At 65.7% G+C, this 19,840-nt stretch carries 16 protein-coding genes; 10 read left to right on the plus strand and 6 right to left on the minus strand.

Annotated elements, in window-relative coordinates:
• Window positions 1–24: 24 nt before the first annotated feature.
• Window positions 25–2,226: a TonB-dependent receptor gene (locus tag DA1_RS16870; protein WP_034392660.1), complete on the plus strand. Its 2,202-nt coding sequence runs from the start codon at window positions 25–27 to the stop codon at window positions 2,224–2,226.
• Window positions 2,227–2,404: 178 nt separating this feature from the next.
• Here DA1_RS16870 and DA1_RS16875 read toward each other — a convergent pair whose 3' ends face one another.
• The 6 genes from DA1_RS16875 to DA1_RS16900 all read right to left on the minus strand — a co-directional run bounded on the left by DA1_RS16875 (window position 2,405) and on the right by DA1_RS16900 (window position 7,316).
• Window positions 2,405–3,190, minus strand: a complete 786-nt coding sequence (locus DA1_RS16875; RefSeq protein ID WP_034392665.1) for a foldase protein PrsA — start codon at window positions 3,188–3,190, stop codon at window positions 2,405–2,407.
• A gap of 81 nt (window positions 3,191–3,271) precedes the next feature.
• A complete protein-coding gene (locus DA1_RS16880; protein ID WP_034392668.1) occupies window positions 3,272–3,553 on the minus strand; it encodes a BolA family protein in 282 nt (93 codons plus the stop codon).
• Entirely contained in the window at window positions 3,550–4,149 is a 600-nt protein-coding gene (locus DA1_RS16885; protein WP_034392671.1) for a septation protein A, read from the minus strand. The genes DA1_RS16880 and DA1_RS16885 overlap by 4 nt, the downstream gene beginning before the upstream one ends.
• Window positions 4,150–4,275: 126 nt before the next feature.
• Entirely contained in the window at window positions 4,276–4,689 is a 414-nt protein-coding gene (msrB, locus tag DA1_RS16890) for a peptide-methionine (R)-S-oxide reductase MsrB (RefSeq protein ID WP_012205139.1), read from the minus strand.
• Window positions 4,686–6,230, minus strand: a complete 1,545-nt coding sequence (locus tag DA1_RS16895; protein WP_034392674.1) for a protein adenylyltransferase SelO — start codon at window positions 6,228–6,230, stop codon at window positions 4,686–4,688. Before DA1_RS16895 ends, msrB begins: the two co-directional genes overlap by 4 nt.
• A gap of 69 nt (window positions 6,231–6,299) precedes the next feature.
• Window positions 6,300–7,316 (minus strand): AraC family transcriptional regulator, encoded by a 1,017-nt coding sequence (locus tag DA1_RS16900; RefSeq protein WP_012205141.1) that lies wholly within the window; start codon window positions 7,314–7,316, stop codon window positions 6,300–6,302.
• Between the two features lie 190 nt (window positions 7,317–7,506).
• On the opposite strand from DA1_RS16900, the gene DA1_RS16905 reads away from it, so the two are divergent.
• The 9 genes from DA1_RS16905 (at window position 7,507) to DA1_RS16945 (ending at window position 19,835) form a co-directional block, all read left to right on the plus strand.
• Window positions 7,507–9,219 (plus strand): carboxylesterase/lipase family protein, encoded by a 1,713-nt coding sequence (locus tag DA1_RS16905; RefSeq protein WP_034392677.1) that lies wholly within the window; start codon window positions 7,507–7,509, stop codon window positions 9,217–9,219.
• Between the two features lie 90 nt (window positions 9,220–9,309).
• Window positions 9,310–11,145, plus strand: coding sequence for a CocE/NonD family hydrolase (locus DA1_RS16910; protein WP_034392679.1), 1,836 nt, complete (start codon window positions 9,310–9,312; stop codon window positions 11,143–11,145).
• A 111-nt stretch (window positions 11,146–11,256) separates the two neighbouring features.
• Window positions 11,257–12,894, plus strand: a complete 1,638-nt coding sequence (locus tag DA1_RS16915) for a 3-(methylthio)propionyl-CoA ligase (protein ID WP_034392681.1) — start codon at window positions 11,257–11,259, stop codon at window positions 12,892–12,894.
• Window positions 12,895–13,063: 169 nt separating this feature from the next.
• Window positions 13,064–14,299 (plus strand): branched-chain amino acid ABC transporter substrate-binding protein, encoded by a 1,236-nt coding sequence (locus tag DA1_RS16920; protein ID WP_013802774.1) that lies wholly within the window; start codon window positions 13,064–13,066, stop codon window positions 14,297–14,299.
• A gap of 388 nt (window positions 14,300–14,687) precedes the next feature.
• The gene (locus DA1_RS16925) at window positions 14,688–15,923 is read left to right on the plus strand and encodes a branched-chain amino acid ABC transporter substrate-binding protein (RefSeq protein ID WP_034392686.1); all 1,236 of its coding nucleotides are present in this window, start codon (window positions 14,688–14,690) and stop codon (window positions 15,921–15,923) included.
• 52 nt (window positions 15,924–15,975) lie between these two features.
• Window positions 15,976–16,929, plus strand: a complete 954-nt coding sequence (locus tag DA1_RS16930; RefSeq protein ID WP_013802772.1) for a branched-chain amino acid ABC transporter permease — start codon at window positions 15,976–15,978, stop codon at window positions 16,927–16,929.
• A 4-nt stretch (window positions 16,930–16,933) separates the two neighbouring features.
• A complete protein-coding gene (locus tag DA1_RS16935; protein ID WP_013802771.1) occupies window positions 16,934–18,298 on the plus strand; it encodes a branched-chain amino acid ABC transporter permease in 1,365 nt (454 codons plus the stop codon).
• A gap of 3 nt (window positions 18,299–18,301) precedes the next feature.
• Window positions 18,302–19,129 (plus strand): ABC transporter ATP-binding protein, encoded by an 828-nt coding sequence (locus tag DA1_RS16940; RefSeq protein WP_051940671.1) that lies wholly within the window; start codon window positions 18,302–18,304, stop codon window positions 19,127–19,129.
• 10 nt (window positions 19,130–19,139) lie between these two features.
• A complete protein-coding gene (locus tag DA1_RS16945; protein ID WP_012205150.1) occupies window positions 19,140–19,835 on the plus strand; it encodes an ABC transporter ATP-binding protein in 696 nt (231 codons plus the stop codon).
• Window positions 19,836–19,840 lie beyond the last annotated feature (5 nt).

Below are 19,840 nucleotides of genomic sequence, written 5' to 3' on the forward strand. Positions count from 1 at the left end.
CCATTTTCAACAAAGGCCCTTGCCATGCGCACTTCAGATTGCCGTTCCCGACCTTTCGTTTCCGGCCCCCAGTCATGCCTTTATTCGGTCTTCGCTGCGGCGCTGGTCACACCCGCATACGCGCAGGATGTGCCCCCTGAGGATCGCCAGGTCCAGCTGGCGCCGGTCACCGTTTCGGGACCGCGCACCACCGGCTCGCGCACCGAGGCATCCGACTCGGTCAAGTACGCCAAGCCGCTGCTGGACGTGCCCCAGACCATTACGGTGGTACCGGGGCAGGTGCTTCAGGAGCAGAACGCCCTGAGCCTGCAGCAGGCGCTGTCCAATGTGTCGGGCATCACCTTCAATGCGGGCGAGGGCGGTGCGGGCTCGGGCGACAGCATCAACATCCGCGGCTTCAGCGCCAACGCCAACCTGCAGATCGACGGGCTGCGCGACAGTGGGCAGAACAACCGCAGCGACCTCTTCAACACGGAGTCTGTCGAAGTCATCAAGGGCCCGAACTCGGTCTTTGGCGGGGCAGGCACCTCGGGCGGCAGCATCAACATGATCAGCAAGCAGCCCAAGGCCCATGACTTCACCGAGGCCGACGCAGGCCTGGGCACGGCCAGCTACCGGCGCCTCACGCTCGACACCAACCGGGTGCTGGCTGGCGGCAAGGCCGCCATGCGCCTGAACCTCATGGGCCATGACAGCGACGTGGCCGGGCGCGACACCATCTTCAAGCGGCGCTGGGGCGTGGCGCCCTCGCTGGCCCTGGGCCTGAATTCGCCCACGCGCGTGACTCTCAGCTTCTTGCATCAGAACGATGACAATCTTCCCGACTTCGGCGTGCCGGCCTTTCGCGGCAAGATGCTCGATGGCGTCTCGCGCAATGCCTATTTCGGCTGGCGCAACCTTGACCGGGAAAAGATCAGCCAGGATGCCCTGACCGCGAAGATCGAGCATGACTTCGCCTCGGGCGCCAAGCTGCAGAACCTCTCGCGCTACTCGCGGCTGAGCCGCGATACCGTGATCTCTGCCTCGCATGTCGATCTCCGGGGCATGCAGCCTGGCTACTATCGGCCCGCAGGGCCGCAGGCCTATGGCCGCGATGCGGCCACCACCCTGTGGATCAACCAGACCAACCTGACCCAGCGCTTCGACACAGGCGTGCTGGGGCATACGCTGATCACGGGCTTCGAGATCGCACGCGAGACCTATGACCGCACCACCTCTTCCTACAACATCAACCGGCAGTTCCCGGCCGGCGGCTATCCGCTGGCCCGTCCGCCCGGATACTGGACGGGCACGACGGACTTGCAAAACAGCGGAAGGAACGAAACCAGCCTGGACACCCGCGCGCTGTATGCCACCGACTCCATTGCGCTGGGTCCGCGCTGGGATCTGAACCTGGGCCTGCGCTATGACTGGATCGACGGGCGCTCCAACGCCACAACGGCCGCTGGCGTGCGCACCGCGGTGGACAGCTCCGACGGCCGGCTCAGCGGCCGCACGGCCCTGAGCTTCAAGCCCGCCGACAACGGCCGCATCTACCTGGCCTATGGCACGGCCTTCAACCCTTCCGCCGAATTCCTGGTCTCCAATGGTTCCGGCCTGGATGCGGCCACGGCCTCGCTGGCACCCGAGAAGAACACCAGCCTGGAACTGGGAACCAAGTGGGATGTGCTGGACCGCCAGCTGGCGCTGACCGGCGCCCTGTTCCAGGTGGACAAGACCAATGCCCGCGAGCAGATGGCCGATGGCAGCTATCTGCTGGCCGGAGAGCAGCGCGTGCGCGGGCTGGAGCTCGGTGCCGCAGGCAAGGTGACGCCGCAATGGGACGTCTTCGCCAACTACACCTTCATGGCCAGCAAGACCCTCAAGTCATTGAACGAGCCTGCGCGTGTGGGCCAGGCGCTGGGCAATACGCCGCGCCATTCGCTGAACCTGTGGACCACCTATGCATTGCCCCAAGGCTGGACGGTGGGCTATGGGGTGCGCTTCGTGGGCACGCGCAATGTCACCTCGGCAGGCGATGGGAAACTCTCTGCCTATTGGGTGCACAGCGCCATGGTCGGCTATGAACTCAACCGGCAATGGAAGCTCAGGCTCAATCTCGAAAACATCGGCAACAAGGCCTATGTGGCCGGCGTGCGCCAGCGCCTGGGCGAGCAGTCGCGTTCCTCGGCCGTTGAATACGGCGAAGGCCGCACGGCCCGGTTGACGGCGCTCTATCAGTTCTGAAGTGCCGGATTGCCTGGGGCCCGATGCTCAGCGCGTCGGCCGCAGGTAACAATGCGTGCAAGCTGCCCCCAGAGGGCAGCTTTTGTTTTTGATAGGGGCGTCGGACAAAAAAAGAGCCCGCACAAGGCGGGCTGGTGATGGTCAGGCCGGCGGCAAAAACCGCCGACTCGTACGCATCTTACTGGATCTTGGCCTTTTCGCGCAGCGATTCCTGGAATTGCGCCAGCTTTTGCTGTTGCAGCTGCTGCACGATCTGGGGCTTGACTTCCTCGAACTTGGGCAGCTCGGCCTGACGTGCGTCGTCCAGGCGGATGATGTGGTAGCCGAACTGGGTCTTGACCGGCTCCTGGGTCATGCCACCCTTTTCGAGCTTGATCAGGGCTTCGGAGAACTCGGGCACGTAGTTGCCGGGGTTGGCCCAGTCGAGGTCACCGCCACGGGCGCCGGATCCGGGGTCCTTGGACTCCTTCTTGGCGATGTCTTCAAACTTCTTGCCGGCCTTGATCTCGGCAATGATGGCCTTGGCGCGGTCTTCCGATTCGACCAGGATGTGGCTGGCCTTGTATTCCTTGCCGCTGTTGGCAGCGACGGCCTTGTCGTACTCGGCCTTGGCTTCGGCGTCGGTCACGGGGTTCTTCTTCTGGAAGTCCTCGAACAACGCGCGGATCAGGATGGTCTGGCGGGCCAGTTCCAACTGCTGCTTGTAGGCTTCGCTGTTGGCCAGGCTGCGCTTGTTGGCTTCCTGCATGAAGATCTCGCGGGCGATGACTTCTTCCTTGATCTGCCCTTCCAGCTCGGGCGTCACGGGGCGGCCGCTTTGCTCGATCTGTTGCTTGAGCGCTTCGGCGCGTGCCTTGGGCACAGCCTTGCCGTTGACGACGGCGATGTTCTGGGCCGAGGCGGACAGGGCCGCGGTGCTCAGCACGGCGGCAGTCACCAGGCTGGTCAGAAGCTGTTTTTTCATGCGAATTCCAGATATGAAGGAAAAATTGATTCTATAGCGCGGATACGCAACAGGCTCCGAATCGTCGGAGCCTGTAAAAGTTCAAAGAACCTCGATGGCGATGGCGTGTGCGCCCTGGTCAATGAATTCTTGCAGCGCATCATACACAAGGCGATGGCGTGCCACGCGTGGCTTGCCTTGAAACAAAGGTGACGCAATGCGCACGCGGAAATGCGTGCCGAAGCCGGTGCCGTTGGCGCCCACATGGCCGGCGTGCTGGTGGCTCTCGTCGATCACTTCCAGGTGATCGGGGGCGAGGCGCTCGCGCAGCACGGCCTGCATGGCTTCGGCGGTGATGGGCAGCGGATGGGCGGGCACGCTCATGGCTGCTTGTCCTGCTGCACGCCAGACGGGGGCAGGGCGTCGGGCGTGGCGGCTGCTGCCTCGCCCTTGTCTTCCTGCATGAAGCGGCTCATGTAGATGGCCTGGCCGATCACGAAGACCAGCATCAGCCCCATTCCGCCGAACAGCTTGAAGTTGACCCAGGTGTCGGTGTCGAAGCGGTAGGCGATGACCAGGTTGAGCGCGCCCATGACCGCGAAGAACGCCGCCCAGCTCCAGTTCAGGGTGCGCCATGCGTTGTCGGGCAGTTGCAGCTGTGCGCCCATGACCGAGCGCAGCAGGTTCTTGCGGAACACCAGCTGGCCTATCAACAGGGCACTGCCCATAAGCCAGTACAGCACGGTGGGCTTCCACTTGATGAAGGTGTCGTTGTGGGCCAGCAAGGTGGCGCCGCCGAACAGCACGATCACGCCCAGGCTCACCCATTGCATGGGCTCGACCTTGCCGTGGCGCACGCGCAGGTAGGCGATCTGGGCAATGGTGGCGACGATGGCCACGGCCGTTGCCGTGTAGATGCCCCAGACCTTGAAGGCGACGAAGAACAGGATGATGGGGAAAAAGTCGATCAGTAACTTCATTGGAAGGTTTCGATGGGCTTGGAGTCAGGCATGGGGCCTGAGCTTGGCAGGCGCATTGTGGCGCAGCCGGCGCGGCCCGGCATCGGTGCAGGGCCGCGTGGCCTGGGGTTTTTGCGGGCCTGGAGCCTAGGCCTTGGGCGGCTCGAATTCCAGCGATGCGGAATTCATGCAGTAGCGCAGTCCTGTGTCGGAGGGGCCGTCGGGGAATACATGCCCCAGGTGGGCGCCGCACTGGCTGCAGACGGTTTCGGTGCGCACCATGCCGTGGCTGCGGTCCACGATTTCGGTGATGGCGCCGGGGATGGCGCGGTCGAAGCTGGGCCAGCCGCAGCCGGCATCGAACTTGGTGTCGGAGTCGAACAGCTTGCTGCCGCAGCAGATGCAGTGGTAGCTGCCATCGGCCCAGAACTGTTCATAGCGGCCGGTGAACGGGCGCTCGGTGGCTGCATGGCGTGTCACCTGAAAGGCGGCAGGTTCGGCGCCCTTGGCCTGCAGCTCGGCCTGCCATTCCTGTTCGGTCTTGTGGATGGGAAAGCTCATGATGAACAGCTGATCTCGATGGAGGAAGCCCAGTCGGGCGGGAAGCCTGCCCATTCGGCATGCTCGGCGTGGGGGGCGAACGGAGTCTGCAGCACGGCCAGCAATTGACGCACGGGAGCGAAGTCACCGGCCTTTGCGGCGCGGATGGCCATCTCGCCCAGGTGGTTGCGCAGCACGAAGCGCGGATTCGATTCTTGCATCAAAGCGGCGGCTGCCGCTGCATCCGTGCCTGCCAGGTGCCGTGCGTACAGGGCTGCCCAGCGGTCGAAGGCCTCGCGGTCCAGCGCCAGGTCGCGCACGGGCTCGAGGTCGAGGTCCGTACCGGCACTGGCACTGGCATCGGCAGCCACCGCATCGGTCAGGCGGCTGAAGAAGATGGTGTAGTCCACCGCGTTGTCGGCCATGAGCTGCAGCAGCGGGTTCACCAGGGCGGCAAAGCGCCCCTCGGCGGGCGGCGTGCCTGGCGCATCTTCGGGCAGGCCCAGCTTGCGCAGCATGAGGGCGCCATAGGCCTGCGGAAAAACCTGCTTGTACGACTCCAGCGCTGCAATGGTCAGTTCCTCTTCGCCGATCAGCGGCAGCAGGGCCTGGCCCAGGCAGTACAGGTTCCAGTAGGCCACCTGGGGCTGGCGGTTGAAGGCGTAGCGGCCCTGGGTGTCACTGTGGTTGCAGATGTGGCCGGGGTTGAAGGCATCGAGAAACTGGAAGGGCCCGTAGTCGATGGTCAGGCCCAGGATGCTCATGTTGTCGGTGTTCATCACGCCATGGCAAAAGCCCACGGCCTGCCAGTGCGCCAGCAGCCGCGCCGTGCGCTCGCTCACGGCCTGCAGGAAGTTGGCGTAGGCGTTGCCGGCCAGTGCCTCGGCCGTGCGGCATTCGGGGTAATGGTGGTCGATCACGTAGTCGGCCAGCTGGCGCAAAGGCGCTATCTGGTCGCGCGCCGCAAAGTGCTCGAAGTGGCCGAAGCGTATGAAGCTGGGCGCCACGCGCGCCACCACGGCAGCGGTCTCGATCTCTTCGCGGCGAATGGGGGCGGGCGATCCGGTGAGGCTCAGCGCGCGCGTGGTGGGAATGCCCAGGGCGTGCATGGCCTCGCTGCACAGGAACTCGCGGATGGACGAACGCAGCACGGCGCGCCCGTCGCCCATGCGCGAATAGGGAGTGCGGCCCGCGCCCTTGAGCTGAATCTCGTGGCCCGAGGCGGTCTCACCCAGCAAGATGGCACGGCCGTCGCCAAGCTGGCCGGCCCAGACGCCGAACTGGTGGCCGCTGTAGACGCTGGCCAGCGGATGGCTGCCGGGCAGCACGGCATTGCCGGTGAGCGCCTGCAGGGCCTCATCGGAGGCCAGCCACTGCGGGTCCAGGCCCAGCAGCTCGGCGGTGCCGGTGCTGGTGGCAATCCAGTGCGGCTCGGGCAGCGGCGTGGGGCGCAGATGGGTGAAGAAGTCCGGGCCCAGGGCGGCGAAGCCGTCTTGCCAGGAGATGGGTGGGCGTGGGGAGGTCGCCGGAGCCTGGCCTTCGGCGGCAGCATGCAGGTTCATGCGGGAATTGTCCCCCAGCGCCTATGCCCCGTGGGGCGCAAGGTTCATGCGCACATTCACCGCATGCATTCACGCACGCAGTTGCTGCCGGTACTGGCCCGGCGGCATGCCGAACCAGCGGCGGCAGGCGCGAAAGAGGTTGCTCTGGTCCACAAAGCCCAGCAGGTCGGCCACCTCGGCCAGGCTGCGGCGCGGTTCGCCCAGGTACTGCAAGGCCAGCTCGCGCCGGGTTTCGTCCAGCAGTTGCTGGTAGCTGGTGTCTTCGGCCTGCAGGCGGCGCTGCAAGGTGCGGTCGGTCAGGCCCAGCAGGCTGGCCACGTCTTCGCGGCGCGGCTCGCCCTGGGGCAGCAGGCGCGCGATCTCGTGGCGCACGCGCGCGCCCACGCCGGCCTGGCCCAGGTGGTCGAGCTCGGTTTCGACCAGCTTTTCGTGCAGTGCCAGCAGTTCGGGGTTGTGTGTGGGAATGGGGGCGAGCAGGTCGGCCTCGGACAGCAGGAAGCGGTTCGCGTCCTCGCCGAAGCGCGGCAGCAGGCCGAAGGCCGCGCGGTAGGCGGCCTCGTGCGAGGGGGCGGGCGCCTCGGCCATGAATTCCACGGCCAGAGGCCGGACATCGCGCCGCGTCAGCCAGTTGCACAGCACCAGCAGCGTGAGCACGGCGAACTCCACGCGCTGGCGCGGCACGGGCCGTGTGGCGCCGATGTGATGTATGGACAACCAGTAGCCGCGCGCATCGCGCTCCAGCGTGAAGGACGTTGCGTCCGAGATCACGGCCATGTGGCGTTCCAGGTCGCGGAAGCCGGCCAGCAGGTGCGGGCCCGAAGCCAGCGAGTAGCCGACCAGATCGATGTTGCCGTGGCGCGCGGCCAGTTGCCGGTCCAGCCCCAGCGTGGGATTGGCGGACTGGGCCACGGCCAGCTCCCAGAGCCGGCTCACGCGGTCCACATCGGTACGGGCCTGCGAATGCTGCAGTGCGGCAAGGTCGATATCGGCTGCGGCGCACAGGCTTTGCGGGGCCAGCCCTTCGGTGGCCATCATGTCCAGGATGCCGCGCACCCAGGCGGCGGAGCTGCTGCGCTGCGTTGTCATGACCGGGTTTTCCTGGGCCATTCGGGGCGCTGTTTGCGTTCTGAAGTCACTGTTTTGGCGTGGTTGCGATAGCGGCGTTTTGCCGCGCTGTTCCTAGAATTTTTGCAGCGCGGCGAACGACTGCGCAGTGTGACCCATGGGCCCGGCGCGGCCCATACGGGAAACCCCAAAAACCATTCAGGAGACAAGCATGCGCACAGGACAGCGGTGGATGGCTGGCGGCATACGCCTGGCCGTGGCTTCAATGGCTTTGTGGCTGGCGGCCTGCGGCGGCTCGGGCGGCGGAGGTCCCGAACTGCGCGAGACGGCCTACGGCCCCTTGCGCGGCGTGGACGATGGCGCGGCCACGGGCACCTATTACTGGAAGGGCGTGCCCTTTGCCCAGGCGCCCGTGGGCGCGCTGCGCTGGCAGCCGCCGGCCGAGCCCAAGGCCTGGGAGGGCGTGCGCGAGGCGCGCCAGTTCGGCAATGCCTGCCTGCAGATCGGGCGCATGTACGGCCCGGGAGCCAACAACCGCTTCGACGACACCATTGCCTCCACCCTGGGCCAGCCCGTGGGCAGCGAGGACTGCCTGACGCTCAACATCTGGCGCCCGGCCAGCGGTGCCGAGAAGCTGCCGGTGCTGGTGTTCATCCACGGCGGCAGCGCCATCTCGGGCTATACGGCCGATCCGCTGTATGACGGCGCGGCCCTGGCACGCGCCGCCAATGCCGTGGTGGTGACGGCCAACTACCGGCTGGACATCCTGGGCTACATGCACATGCCGCAGATGCAGGCCGGCGCGCCGGCCACGGGCAACTTCGCGCTGCTGGACAACCTGCAGGCGCTGCGCTTTGTGCAGCGCAATATCGCGGGCTTTGGCGGCGATCCGGGCAATGTCACGCTCATGGGCCAGTCGGCGGGTGCCACCAATGTGCTGGCGCTGCTGGCGGCCGAGTCGGCGCGCGGCCTGTTCCACAGGCTGGTGCCCATCAGCGGCGGGCTGTCGCTTCCATCCAACCTGCCGGCCGGCGTGCTGGCCACGCTCAAGCCGGCTTCGGCCTACGCCACCCAGTCCGCGCTGTTGCTGGCCCATCTGATGGTGGCCGATGGGCTGGCTGCCGATGTGGCGGCTGCGGCCACGGTGGCTGCCGGCTGGACACCGGCGCAGATTGCGGCCTACCTGCGCGGCAAGGATGCGCGCGTGCTGCTGCAGACCCTGGTGGCCAAGGGCCTGACGGGCGCGGGACCGATTCCCGACGGCCTGCTGCTGCCCACCGATCCCATGGCTGCGCTGGCTGCGGGCCAATACAACCGCATGCCCGTGATGGCCGGCTACACGGCCGAGGAGGGCAAGCTGTTCGCGCCCCTGCTGGCGGCGCTGGGCGGCAAGCCGGGCTTCAGGATCGATGATGCGGCGCGCTTTCGCATGATGCAGTCCTTCGATGCGCAGTCGCCCAACGCGCCGGGCCTGGCCGACATCATTGATGCCGCCTACCTGCCCGTCGATACGCCGGTCACCGGCTACAACGCCCGCATGGCGCAACTGACCCATCTGTTCGCCGATCCCAGCCGCGACCAGTTGCTCAATACGCTGCGCACGCGCCAGGCCGAGGTCTGGAGCTACCGCTTCGACTGGGCGCGCCAGCCCGCCCCCTGGAACACGGTCTACGGCGCGGCCCATGCGTTCGATCTGCCCTTTCTCTTCGGCAACTTCGGGCCGTCCGTGTTCTCCCGCGTGACCAACAGCACGGCGAATGCCCCGGGCCGGCTGGCGCTGTCGAACGCCATGATGGCCAGCCTCAAGGCCTTCATGCAGACGGGCAATCCGCAGAACGCGGCCCTGGGCCAGGCCTGGAAGCCCTGGCCGTCCAGCCTGATCTTCGACGCCGAGCCGGGAGCGACCAGCATCCGGCTGCAGTGAGAGAGCCGTTGAGCGAGCAGATGAGCGAGCAGGGGCTTGCTGCGGCAAGCCCCAAGAGATAGCCAACAACAACGAAGGAGACAAGTACCCATGACAGTCAAGACCGTTTTCACACATGCCTGGCGCTGGCCGCTGGCGGGGGCCATTGCGGCCGCCGCCGTGGGCCTGGCCGCCTGCGGAGGGGGATCGTCGGGCATGCCCGCGCCCATGGGGCCGGGCCAGCAATCGGGCTACATCACCCTGCCGGACGGCAGCAGGATGCGCTACTCGCTGTTGCTGCCCGAGGGGCAGGGCCCGTTCCCGCTGCTGGTCGAGTACGACGGCTATATCTCGGGCTCGTACCCCAACATCAGCAGTCCCTGGACCAAGGAAGGCTATGCGGTCATGGGGCTGAACGTGCCGGGCACGGGCTGCTCCACGGGGGATGACAAGGTGTTTGACGCCAGCGTAGGTGCGGCCGGTGCCTTTGCCATCGAATGGGCCGGGCGGCAGGCCTGGTCCAACGGCCGCATCGGCATGATCGGCTACTCGTACTCGGGCTACAACCAGCTGTGGGTGGCGGCACACCGGCCCAAGGGGCTGCTGGCGATCACGCCCAGCAAGAATGTGGGCGATCCCTACCGGGACGTGGGCTATCCGGGCGGCATTGCCAACATTGGCTTTCCGGCGCAGTGGTGGAACGGCTTCCCGCGCATCTGGCGCACCGCCGCCGACCTGGCGGTGAAGAACGGTGGCGACACGGAATGCGCCAAGACCGTGGCCGACAACATCGAGAAGATCAAGCGGCCCGAGCTGGACCTGATCAAGTGGCTGGACAACCCCTATGCCGATGGCCTGTACCTGGAGCGCAGCGCCATGCTGCAAAGCGGCAAGATCAATATCCCCACGCTGGGCACGCAGTCCTGGCAGGACGAGCAGATCGGCCCGCGCTCGGGCTACTACGAGGACACCATTGCGCCCGACAGGATGTGGCTGGTCAGCTCCAACGGCGACCACCACACGAACATCACCTCGGACCATATCGACCAGACCTTGAAGCGCTTCCTGGCGCGCTTCGTCAAGGGCGAGGACAACGGCTTCGACAAGGAGCCGCGCGTGCGCCTGCTGCAGGAGATGCAGACCACGGACGCCAAGGCCCTCAATGGCGGCGCCAAGCTCATGCCCACGGGCGAGGCACGGTTTGACCGGCTGCCTGTCCAGGTCAAGCCCCTGCGCCTGTGGATGCAGCCGGGCCAGGCGCTGGGCGACAGCGCCCCCGCCTCAGGCACGGCTTCGTCCAGCTACCGCTATCCGGCCCTGAGCCCGCAGGTGAACAACCCGGCGGCCGAAGGCTGGCCCGCCGTGCCCGCGTCGGAAAAGGATGGCCAACTGGTCTTCACCACGGCGGCCCTGCCGCAGGACCTGAGCTTCTATGGCGAAGGCTCGGCCGACCTGTGGCTCAGCGCCACGGCCGCCAATACCGACATCCAGGTCACCGTGTCCGAGGTGCGGCCGGACGGGCAGGAAATGTTCGTGCAGCGCGGCTGGCTGCGTGCCTCCAAGCGTGCACTCGATGAGAGCCGATCCACGGCGCTGCGTCCCTGGGGTGCCTACACACGGGACAAGGATGTGCCACTGGTTGCCGGCCAGCCCCAGTTGATGCGGGTGGAGATCCAGAAATTCGCGCATGTGTTCCGCGCCGGTTCAAGCATTCGCGTGACAGTGGATTCGCCATCGCAGACTGGATACTGGATCTTCGGCAACGACAAGACGCCGTCCACGAACACGCTGTGGCATGACGCGGCGCATGCCTCCAGCATCGTCCTAGGGTATATCCCATACGAGCATGCGAAGACGCTGCCGAGTTGCGACAAGACAATGCGTCAACCATGCCGGAAAAACGATGCGCCTGTCCCTGCCGGGATCGGACCCAGGGCGCCGGCCTGAGCCACCCTCCATGCGGGCAGCGGCATCGCGCACCAGGGCCTTGGCCTTGCGCGAATCCGCGGTCCGCAGTTCACGACGTTCACCAAGTTCAATCACCTTAGGAGCCTATAGATGCTGGGTCTGATGCAAAGCCAACCACTGTTGATCTCGTCGCTGATCGACTTCGCCGACCGCCACCATGGCGATGCGGAGATCGTCTCGCGCAGGGTGGAGGGCGATATCCATCGCTATACGTACCGCGACCTGGCACGGCGCTCGCGCCAGCTGGCGAACACGCTGGACGGCCTGGGCCTGCAGCCTGGCGACCGCGTGGCCTCGCTGGCCTGGAACGGCTACCGCCACATGGAGATGTACTTCGGCGTCAGCGGCTCGGGCCGCGTGCTGCACACGGTCAACCCGCGCCTGCACCCCGACCAGGTGGCGTGGATCATCAACCACGCGGAAGACCGCGTCATGTGCTTTGACCTGACCTTCCTTCCCATCATCCAGGCCGTGCATGCCAAATGCCCCACTGTGCGCCAGTGGGTGGCGCTGTGCGATGCGGACCGCCTGCCCGCCGACAGCGGCATTCCGGGCCTGGTCAGCTACGAGGACTGGATTGGCGGCCAGTCCGACCAGTACCAGTGGCCCGAATTCGACGAGAACACGGCCTCCAGCATGTGCTACACCAGCGGCACCACGGGCAACCCGAAGGCCGTGCTCTACAGCCACCGCTCCACCACGCTGCACGCCTACGCGGCCGCGCTGCCCGATGTGATGTGCATATCGGCGCGCGACTCGGTGCTGCCCGTCGTGCCCATGTTCCACGTCAACGCCTGGGGCATTCCCTACTCGGCCGCGCTCACGGGCTGCAAGCTGGTGTTCCCCGGCCCGGCGCTGGACGGCAAGTCGCTGTACGAGCTGATCGAGGCCGAGGGCGTCACCTACGCGGCCGGCGTGCCCACGGTCTGGCAGATGCTGCTGGGCCACATCAGGCCGGGCGGCCTGCGGTTTTCCACGCTCAAGCGCACGGTGATCGGCGGCTCCGCCTGCCCGCCGGCCATGATCACGGCCTTCCAGGACGAGTTCGGCGTGGAGGTGCTGCATGCCTGGGGCATGACCGAGATGAGCCCGCTGGGCACGCTGTGCACGCTCAAGAACAAGCAGCTGCAGCTGCCCAAGGACGAGCAGATGAAGATCCTGCAAAAGCAGGGCCGCGCCATCTACGGCGTGGACATGCGCATCGTCGACAGCGACGGCACCGACCAGCCCTGGGACGGCAAGAGCTACGGCGACCTGCTGGTGCGCGGCCCCTGGATCGTGGACAGCTACTTCAAGGGCGAGAGCCCGCTGGTCAAGGACGCGCAGGGCCGCGGCTGGTTCCCCACGGGCGACGTGGCCACCATCGACCCGGACGGCTTCATGCAGATCACCGACCGCAGCAAGGACGTGATCAAGTCCGGCGGCGAGTGGATCAGCTCCATCGACATCGAGAACATCGCCATGGCCCATCCGGCCGTTGCCATGGCCGCCTGCATCGGCATGCCGCATCCCAAGTGGGACGAGCGCCCCATCGTCGCCGTGGCGAAGAAGCCCGGCGCCGAGGTCACGCGCGAGGAACTGCTCAAGTTCTACGAGGGCAAGACCGCCAAGTGGCAGATCCCCGACGACGTGGTCTTCGTCGATGCCATTCCGCTGGGCGCCACCGGAAAAATGCTCAAGACCCGGCTGCGCGAGCAGCTGGCCGGCTACCGGCTGCCGGGGCTTTGAGCCGTTGCGGGCGGCCACCGGGCCAGGGCATGCGGGGGCATGGCCTGGCCGGGGCGGCCGGTCCGAGTCTCGTCGGCGATAGCCGCTAGGGGCAATCACCGATCAGGGCAGGGCACAGGGGCCATTACCCTGGGCCTCGCCCAGAAACCACCACAAGAGGAGACGCTTCATGAAGTTTGCGATCAAGGCATTGACGGCATCCCTGGCCCTGGCTTGCGCCACGGGCGCCATGGCCCAGAAGGGCGAGACGGTGAAGGTTGCGTGGATCGACCCGCTGTCCGGCCTCATGGCCGCGCTGGGGTCCAACCAGCTCAAGAGCCTGCAGTACATCGCCGAGGAGCTCAACAAGGGCACGGCCTCGGGCGTGAAGTTCGAAATCATCGGCATCGACAACAAGCTCAGCCCGCAGGAAACCACGGCGGCCCTGCGCTCGGCCATGGACCAGGGCGTGCGCTACGTCTTCCAGGGCAACGGCTCGGGCCCGGCCCTGGCCATCATGGATGCGCTGGAAAAGCACAACGCGCGCAACAAGGGCAAGGAAGTCGTCTACCTCAACTACGCTGCCGTGGACCCGGACCTGACCAACAGCAAGTGCAGCTACTGGCACTTCCGCCTGGATGCCGACACCTCCATGAAGATGGAGGCCTTGACCACGTACATGAAGGACGTGCCCGAGGTCAAGAAGGTCTACCTGATCAACCAGAACTACTCGCACGGCCAGCAGGTCTCCAAATACGCCAAGGAGATGCTCAAGCGCAAGCGCCCCGATGTGGAGATCGTGGGCGACGACTTCTCGCCGCTGGCCCAGGTGCGCGACTTCGCACCCTACATCGCCAAGATCAAGCAGTCGGGTGCCGACTCGGTGATCACGGGCAACTGGGGCTCGGACCTGGCGCTGCTGATCAAGGCCGCCAGCGATGCAGGCCTGAACAACGTCAAGTTCTACACCTACTACGCCATCGCCACCGGCGCGCCCACGGCCATGGGCGCGGCCGCCGCCGACAAGGTCTACATGGTGGGCTACGGCCACATGAACCTGCCCGGCCCGCTGGACCGCATCACCAAGGGCTACAAGGCCAAGTTCAACGACGACATGTACACGGGCTCGCTGTACTCGGGCCTGACCATGCTGGACCAGGCCTTCCTGCGCGCCAAGACCACGGACCCGGCCAAGGTGGCGGCCACCATGGAAGGCATGAAGTTCAACAGCCTCAACGGCGAAGTGGAGATGCGCAAGAGCGACCACCAGCTGCAGCAGGGCCTGTTCATCGCGCGCTGGGAAAAGGCGGGCGGCAAGTACCCGATGGACTCGGAGAACACCGGCTACACCTTCGTACCCGTGAAGTACTACGAGCCCTATGTGGCCAGCACGCCGACTTCTTGTGAGATGAAGCGTCCCTCCTGAAATGAAAAGCCACCCCCTGAGCGGCTGCGCCGCTTCCCCCTCTCTCGCTTCGCGGGAGGGGGACGGCACCCTCGGTGCGGGGCGGCCCTTCCTCGGTGCCTCATCGTTGCGACAGGCCTGTTTCTGGCTGATCGCCATGGCTCATTGATATACGGGAGAACGCATGACTTCGCAAAGGGGCGCGAGGCGCCCCTTTTTTTGCCTGAAATCAGGCAAAACACGGTTTTCTGGCCTGATCGATGGCGATCTGTCGCCAATGTGTCCAGGGCCGCAGCCAAGTCGCATGCGCGATAGTTTCTAAGGCATTCCCCAGAGGGAAATTGTCATTCAGGCGTTAGTCTGGCGCCAATACAGATATCCGAATCAACCGGAAAAAGGAGACAGAAAAATGAAGTGGATCGTGCATTCGGTGGCCGCCTCGGCCATGTTGGCCTGTGCATCGGGCGCCTGGGCGCAAAAGGGCGAGACGGTGAAGATCGGCTGGATCGATCCGCTGTCGGGTCTGATGGCCGCCGTGGGCACGAACCAGCTCAAGACCTTCCAGCTGATGGCCGAGGAGTTCAACAGGAAAAATGCCTCGGGCGTGAAGTTCGAGATCATCCCGCTGGACAACAAGCTCAGCCCGCAGGAGACCACGGCTGTGCTGCGCTCGGCCATGGACCAGGGCGCACGCTACGTGGTGCAGGGCAACGGCTCGGGCCCGGCCCTGGCCATCATGGATGCGCTGGAAAAGCACAACGCACGCAACAAGGGCAAGGAGGTGGTCTACCTCAACTATGCGGCCGTGGACCCGGACCTCACCAACAGCAAGTGCAGCTACTGGCACTTCCGCCTGGATGCCGACACCTCCATGAAGATGGAGGCCTTGACCACGTACATGAAGGACGTGCCGGAGGTCAAGAAGGTCTACCTGATCAACCAGAACTACTCGCACGGCCAGCAGGTCTCCAAGTACGCCAAGGAAATGCTCAAGGCCAAGAGGCCCGACGTGCAGGTGGTGGGCGACGACTTCGCGCCCCTGGCCCAGGTGCGCGACTTCGCTCCCTACATCGCCAAGATCAAGCAATCGGGGGCCGACACGGTGATCACGGGCAACTGGGGCTCGGACCTGTCGCTGCTGCTCAAGGCGGCCAACGACGCGGGCCTGAACAACGTCAAGTTCTATACCTACTACGCCTTCGGCTCGGGCTCGCCCACGGCCATGGGCGCGGCCTCCGACGGCAAGGTCTACACCGTGGGCTATGGCCACTACAACATGGGCGGCCCCATCCAGCCGCTGATGGCCGAGTTCAAGAAGAAGATGAACGACGACCTCACGCAAAGCTCGATCTACCACGTGTTCGCGCTGCTGGACGCGGCCTTCGTCAAGACCGGCGGCACGGACCCCGTGAAGGTGGCGGCCGCGCTGGAGGGCATGAAGCTCAAGAGCTTCAACGGCGAAGTGGAGATGCGCAAGAGCGACCACCAGCTGCAGCAGGGCCTGTACATCACGCGCTGGGAAAAGGCCGGCGGCAAGAGCCCGTATGACGCCGAGAACACGGGCTACACCTTCGCCCCGGTGAAGTACTACGAGCCCTACGTGGCCAGCACGCCCACCTCCTGCCAGATGAAGCGCCCGTCCTGAGAGCGGTCCGCACCGCTTCCTGTTCCCAACGCACCGAGACCAAGGCCTTTCGATGACGCTTGAGTTCTTCACCATATCGCTGCTCAACGGCGTGAGCTATGGACTGCTGCTGTTCATGCTCAGCTCGGGGCTGACGCTGATCTTCAGCATGATGGGCGTGCTCAACTTCGCCCACACCAGCTTCTACATGCTGGGCGCGTACTTCGGCTACACGCTCAGCGGCATCATCGGCTTCTGGGGCGCGCTGTTCGTCGCGCCCCTGCTGGTGGGCGCACTGGGCGCCATGTTCGAGCGCTACAGCCTGCGCCGCGTGCACAAGTACGGCCATGTGCCCGAACTGCTCGTGACCTTCGGCCTGTCCTATCTCATCCTCGAGGTGGTGCAGCTGGTCTGGGGCCGGGGCACCGTGCCCTACGGACTGCCGCCCGCGCTGCAGGGCCCCCTGTTCACGCTGTACGGCACGCAGTTCCCGCGCTCGCGCTCCTTCGTGATGCTGCTGGCGCTGCTGATGCTGGTGGCCGTCTGGCTGCTGCTGACGCGCACGCGCATCGGCCTGGTCATCCAGGCCGCGCTCAAGAACCCCGAGATGGTGGAGGCGCTGGGCCACAACGTGCCGCGCGTGTTCATGATGGTGTTCGGCGGCGGCTGCGCGCTGGCGGGGCTGGCCGGCGTCATCGGCGGCAACACCTATGTGACCGAGCCGGCCATGGCCATGTCGGTCGGCTCCATCATCTTCGTGGTGGTGGTGGTCGGCGGCATGGGCTCGCTGGCGGGGGCCTTCGTGGCCTCGCTGCTGATCGGCGTCGTGCAGACCTTTGCCGTGGCCATCGACTGGTCGCTGGCCAGCCTGCTGACCTCGCTGGGCAGCCCGGTCGGCGAGCAGACCTTTGGCTGGCCGCTGCTCAAGCTCACCATCTCCCAGGTCGCGCCCATCCTGCCCTACCTGTTCCTGGTGCTGATCCTCATCTTCCGGCCCAAGGGCCTCCTGGGCACGCGGGGAGATTGACACCATGTCCTCGATCACCAAAACGACCATGACATCCACTGCCGCAAAAGGCGTTCCGGGCGCTTCGGGGGCTGCGGGCGCAGGGCGCCACTACAGCTTCCAGCCGCTCAACATCGGCCGCATCCTGATCTGGGGCGCCTTCGCCCTGGCGCTGATCGTCGCGCCGCTGGTGTTCACCAGCAGCCTGGCGCTGACCATGCTCAGCCAGATCGGCTATCTCATCATCATCTGCCTGTCCTACAACATCCTGCTGGGGCAGGGCGGCATGCTGAGCTTCGGCCATGCGGTCTACACGGGGCTGGGCTCGTTCATCGCCATCCATGCGATGAACCGGGCCAGCTCCGGCGACTGGGGCATTCCGCTGGTGCTGATTCCCATCATCGGCGGCCTGGGCGGCATGTTCTTCGCGGCCCTGCTGGGCTATGTGACCACCAAGAAGTCGGGCACCACCTTCGCCATGATCACCATGGGCATCGGCGAGCTGGTGGCGTCCATGGCGCTGATGTTCCCCGAGTTCTTCGGGGGCGAGGGCGGCATCACCACCGACCGCGTCTATGGCAAGCCCTTCTTCGGGCTGACCTTCGGCTCGGGCATGGAGGTGTACTACCTGATCGCCGCCTACTGCTTCATCTGCACGGCCGCCATGTTCGCCTTCACGGGCACGCCGCTGGGGCGCATGCTCAACGCCGTGCGCGACAACCCCGAGCGCGTGGAGTTCGTTGGCTACAACACGCAGCGCGTGCGCTACTTCTCCTTCATCATCGCGGGCTTCTTCGCAGGCGTGGGCGGGGGGCTTGCAGCCATCAACTTCGAGATCATCACGGCCATGGACAGCGTGAGCGTCATGCGCTCGGGATCGTACCTGCTGTTCACCTTCCTGGGTGGCGCCACCTTCTTCTTCGGGCCCATCATCGGCGCCGTGCTGCTGGTGCTGGCCTCGGTGCTGCTGTCGGAGCTGACCAAGGCCTGGCTGCTGTACCTGGGCCTGGTGTTCCTGCTGATGGTGATGTACGCACCGGGCGGCGTTGCCAGCCTGATCATGATGAACCTGCGCGTGGCGCGCTTCGGCAAGTGGCGCCGGCTGGCCCAGCCCTACCTGGCCATCGCGGCCAGCGCCCTGGTCATGATCGTGGGCGGCGCGGCCATCGTCGAGATGATCTACCACCTGCAGCTCAATGCGGCCCTGGGTCCCCAGGTCTCGTTCATGGGCGTGCAGCTCGATACCAGCTCGGCATCGACCTGGACCGTGGCCGTTGCCATCTTCGTGGTGGGCCTGGGCCTGCTGGAAGTGGCCAGGCGCTGGTGCCTGCGCCGCTGGGAGCGCATCCAGGAAGAAATCGAAGAAGCCATCAAGCGCGGGGAGGGTTGAACCATGTCCAGCATTGCAATCGAACGTCCGGGCACCGCGGCCGCCGCCGTGGCTGGCGAGGCCACCTATGCGCTGGAGCTGCGCGACCTGTACAAGCGCTTCGGCAAGGCCGAGATCATCCGTGGCGCCCAGCTGGCCGTGAAGCCGGGCGAGCGCGTGGCCATCATCGGCCCCAACGGCGCGGGCAAGAGCACGCTGTTCAACCTGATCAGTGGCCGCTTCGAGCCCACCAGCGGGCAGGTGCTGCTCAACGGCCAGCGCATCGACGGCAAGAAGCCCTATGAAATCAACCGGATGGGGCTGTCGCGCAGCTTTCAGATCACCAACATCTTTCCCAAGCTCAGCGTGTTCGAGAACCTGCGCTGCAGCGTGCTGTGGAGCCTGGGCTACCGCTACAGCTGCTGGCGCTTCCTGTCGAAGCTGCGCGACGCCAACGCCCGCGCCGATGAGCTGATGGAGATGATCGGCCTGCACAGAAAGCGCGACACGCTGGCGGTGAACCTGACCTATGCCGAGCAGCGTGCGCTGGAGATCGGCATCACCATCGGCGGCGGCGCTGGCGTCATCCTGCTGGACGAACCCACGGCCGGCATGAGCAACAGCGAAACGGCCCACTTCATCCAACTGATCAAGAAGGTCACCGAAGGCAAGACCCTGCTGACCGTGGAGCACGACATGGGCGTGGTCTTCGGCCTGGCCGACAAGATCGCCGTCGTGGTCTACGGCGAAGTCATCGCCTACGACACGCCCGAGGCCGTGCGTGCCAATCCGCGCGTGCAGGAGGCCTATCTGGGCTCGTCTGTGGCGGATCAACAAGCTGGCGCACATTGAGGGAGCACGGATGCTGAACATCAACAACCTGCATGCCTATTACGGCAAAAGCCATGTGCTGCATGGCGTGGATTTCTCGGTGCAGCCCGGCGAGATCGTCGCGCTGCTGGGGCGCAACGGCTCGGGCCGCTCCACCACGGCCAAGGCCATCATGGGCCTGGTGCACTGGGAGGGCTCGCTGGACTGGAAGGGCCAGAGCCTGACCGGCCGCAAGGCCTACGAGATCGCCCACCTGGGCGTGGGCTACGTACCCGAGAGCCGCGACGTGTTCCCCAACCTCACCGTGCACCAGAACCTGCTGCTGGGACAGAAGGGCAAGGGCCGGGACAGCCGCTGGGGCTTCGACGACATGTACGCCATGTTCCCGCGCCTGAAGGAGCGTCAGCACACCGAGGCCGGCGTGATGTCGGGCGGCGAGCAGCAGATGCTGACCCTGTGCCGCACGCTGATGGGCGACCCCGACCTGATCATCATCGACGAGCCCACTGAGGGCCTGGCACCCAAGATCGTCGAGCTGGTGGGCGAGTACCTGCAAAAGATCAAGCAGCGCGGCGTGTCCGTGCTGCTGATCGAGCAAAAGCTCACCATTGCCATGAGCATCTCCGACCGGGCCCTGGTCATGGGCCATGGGCGCATCGTCTTCGACGGCACGCCCGACGGGCTGCGCGCCGATCAGAAAGTACGCAAGGAGTGGCTGGAGGTCTGATACCT

It is taken from the genome of Delftia acidovorans NBRC 14950 (assembly GCF_001598795.1).
GTDB lineage: Bacteria > Pseudomonadota > Gammaproteobacteria > Burkholderiales > Burkholderiaceae_C > Comamonas > Comamonas acidovorans.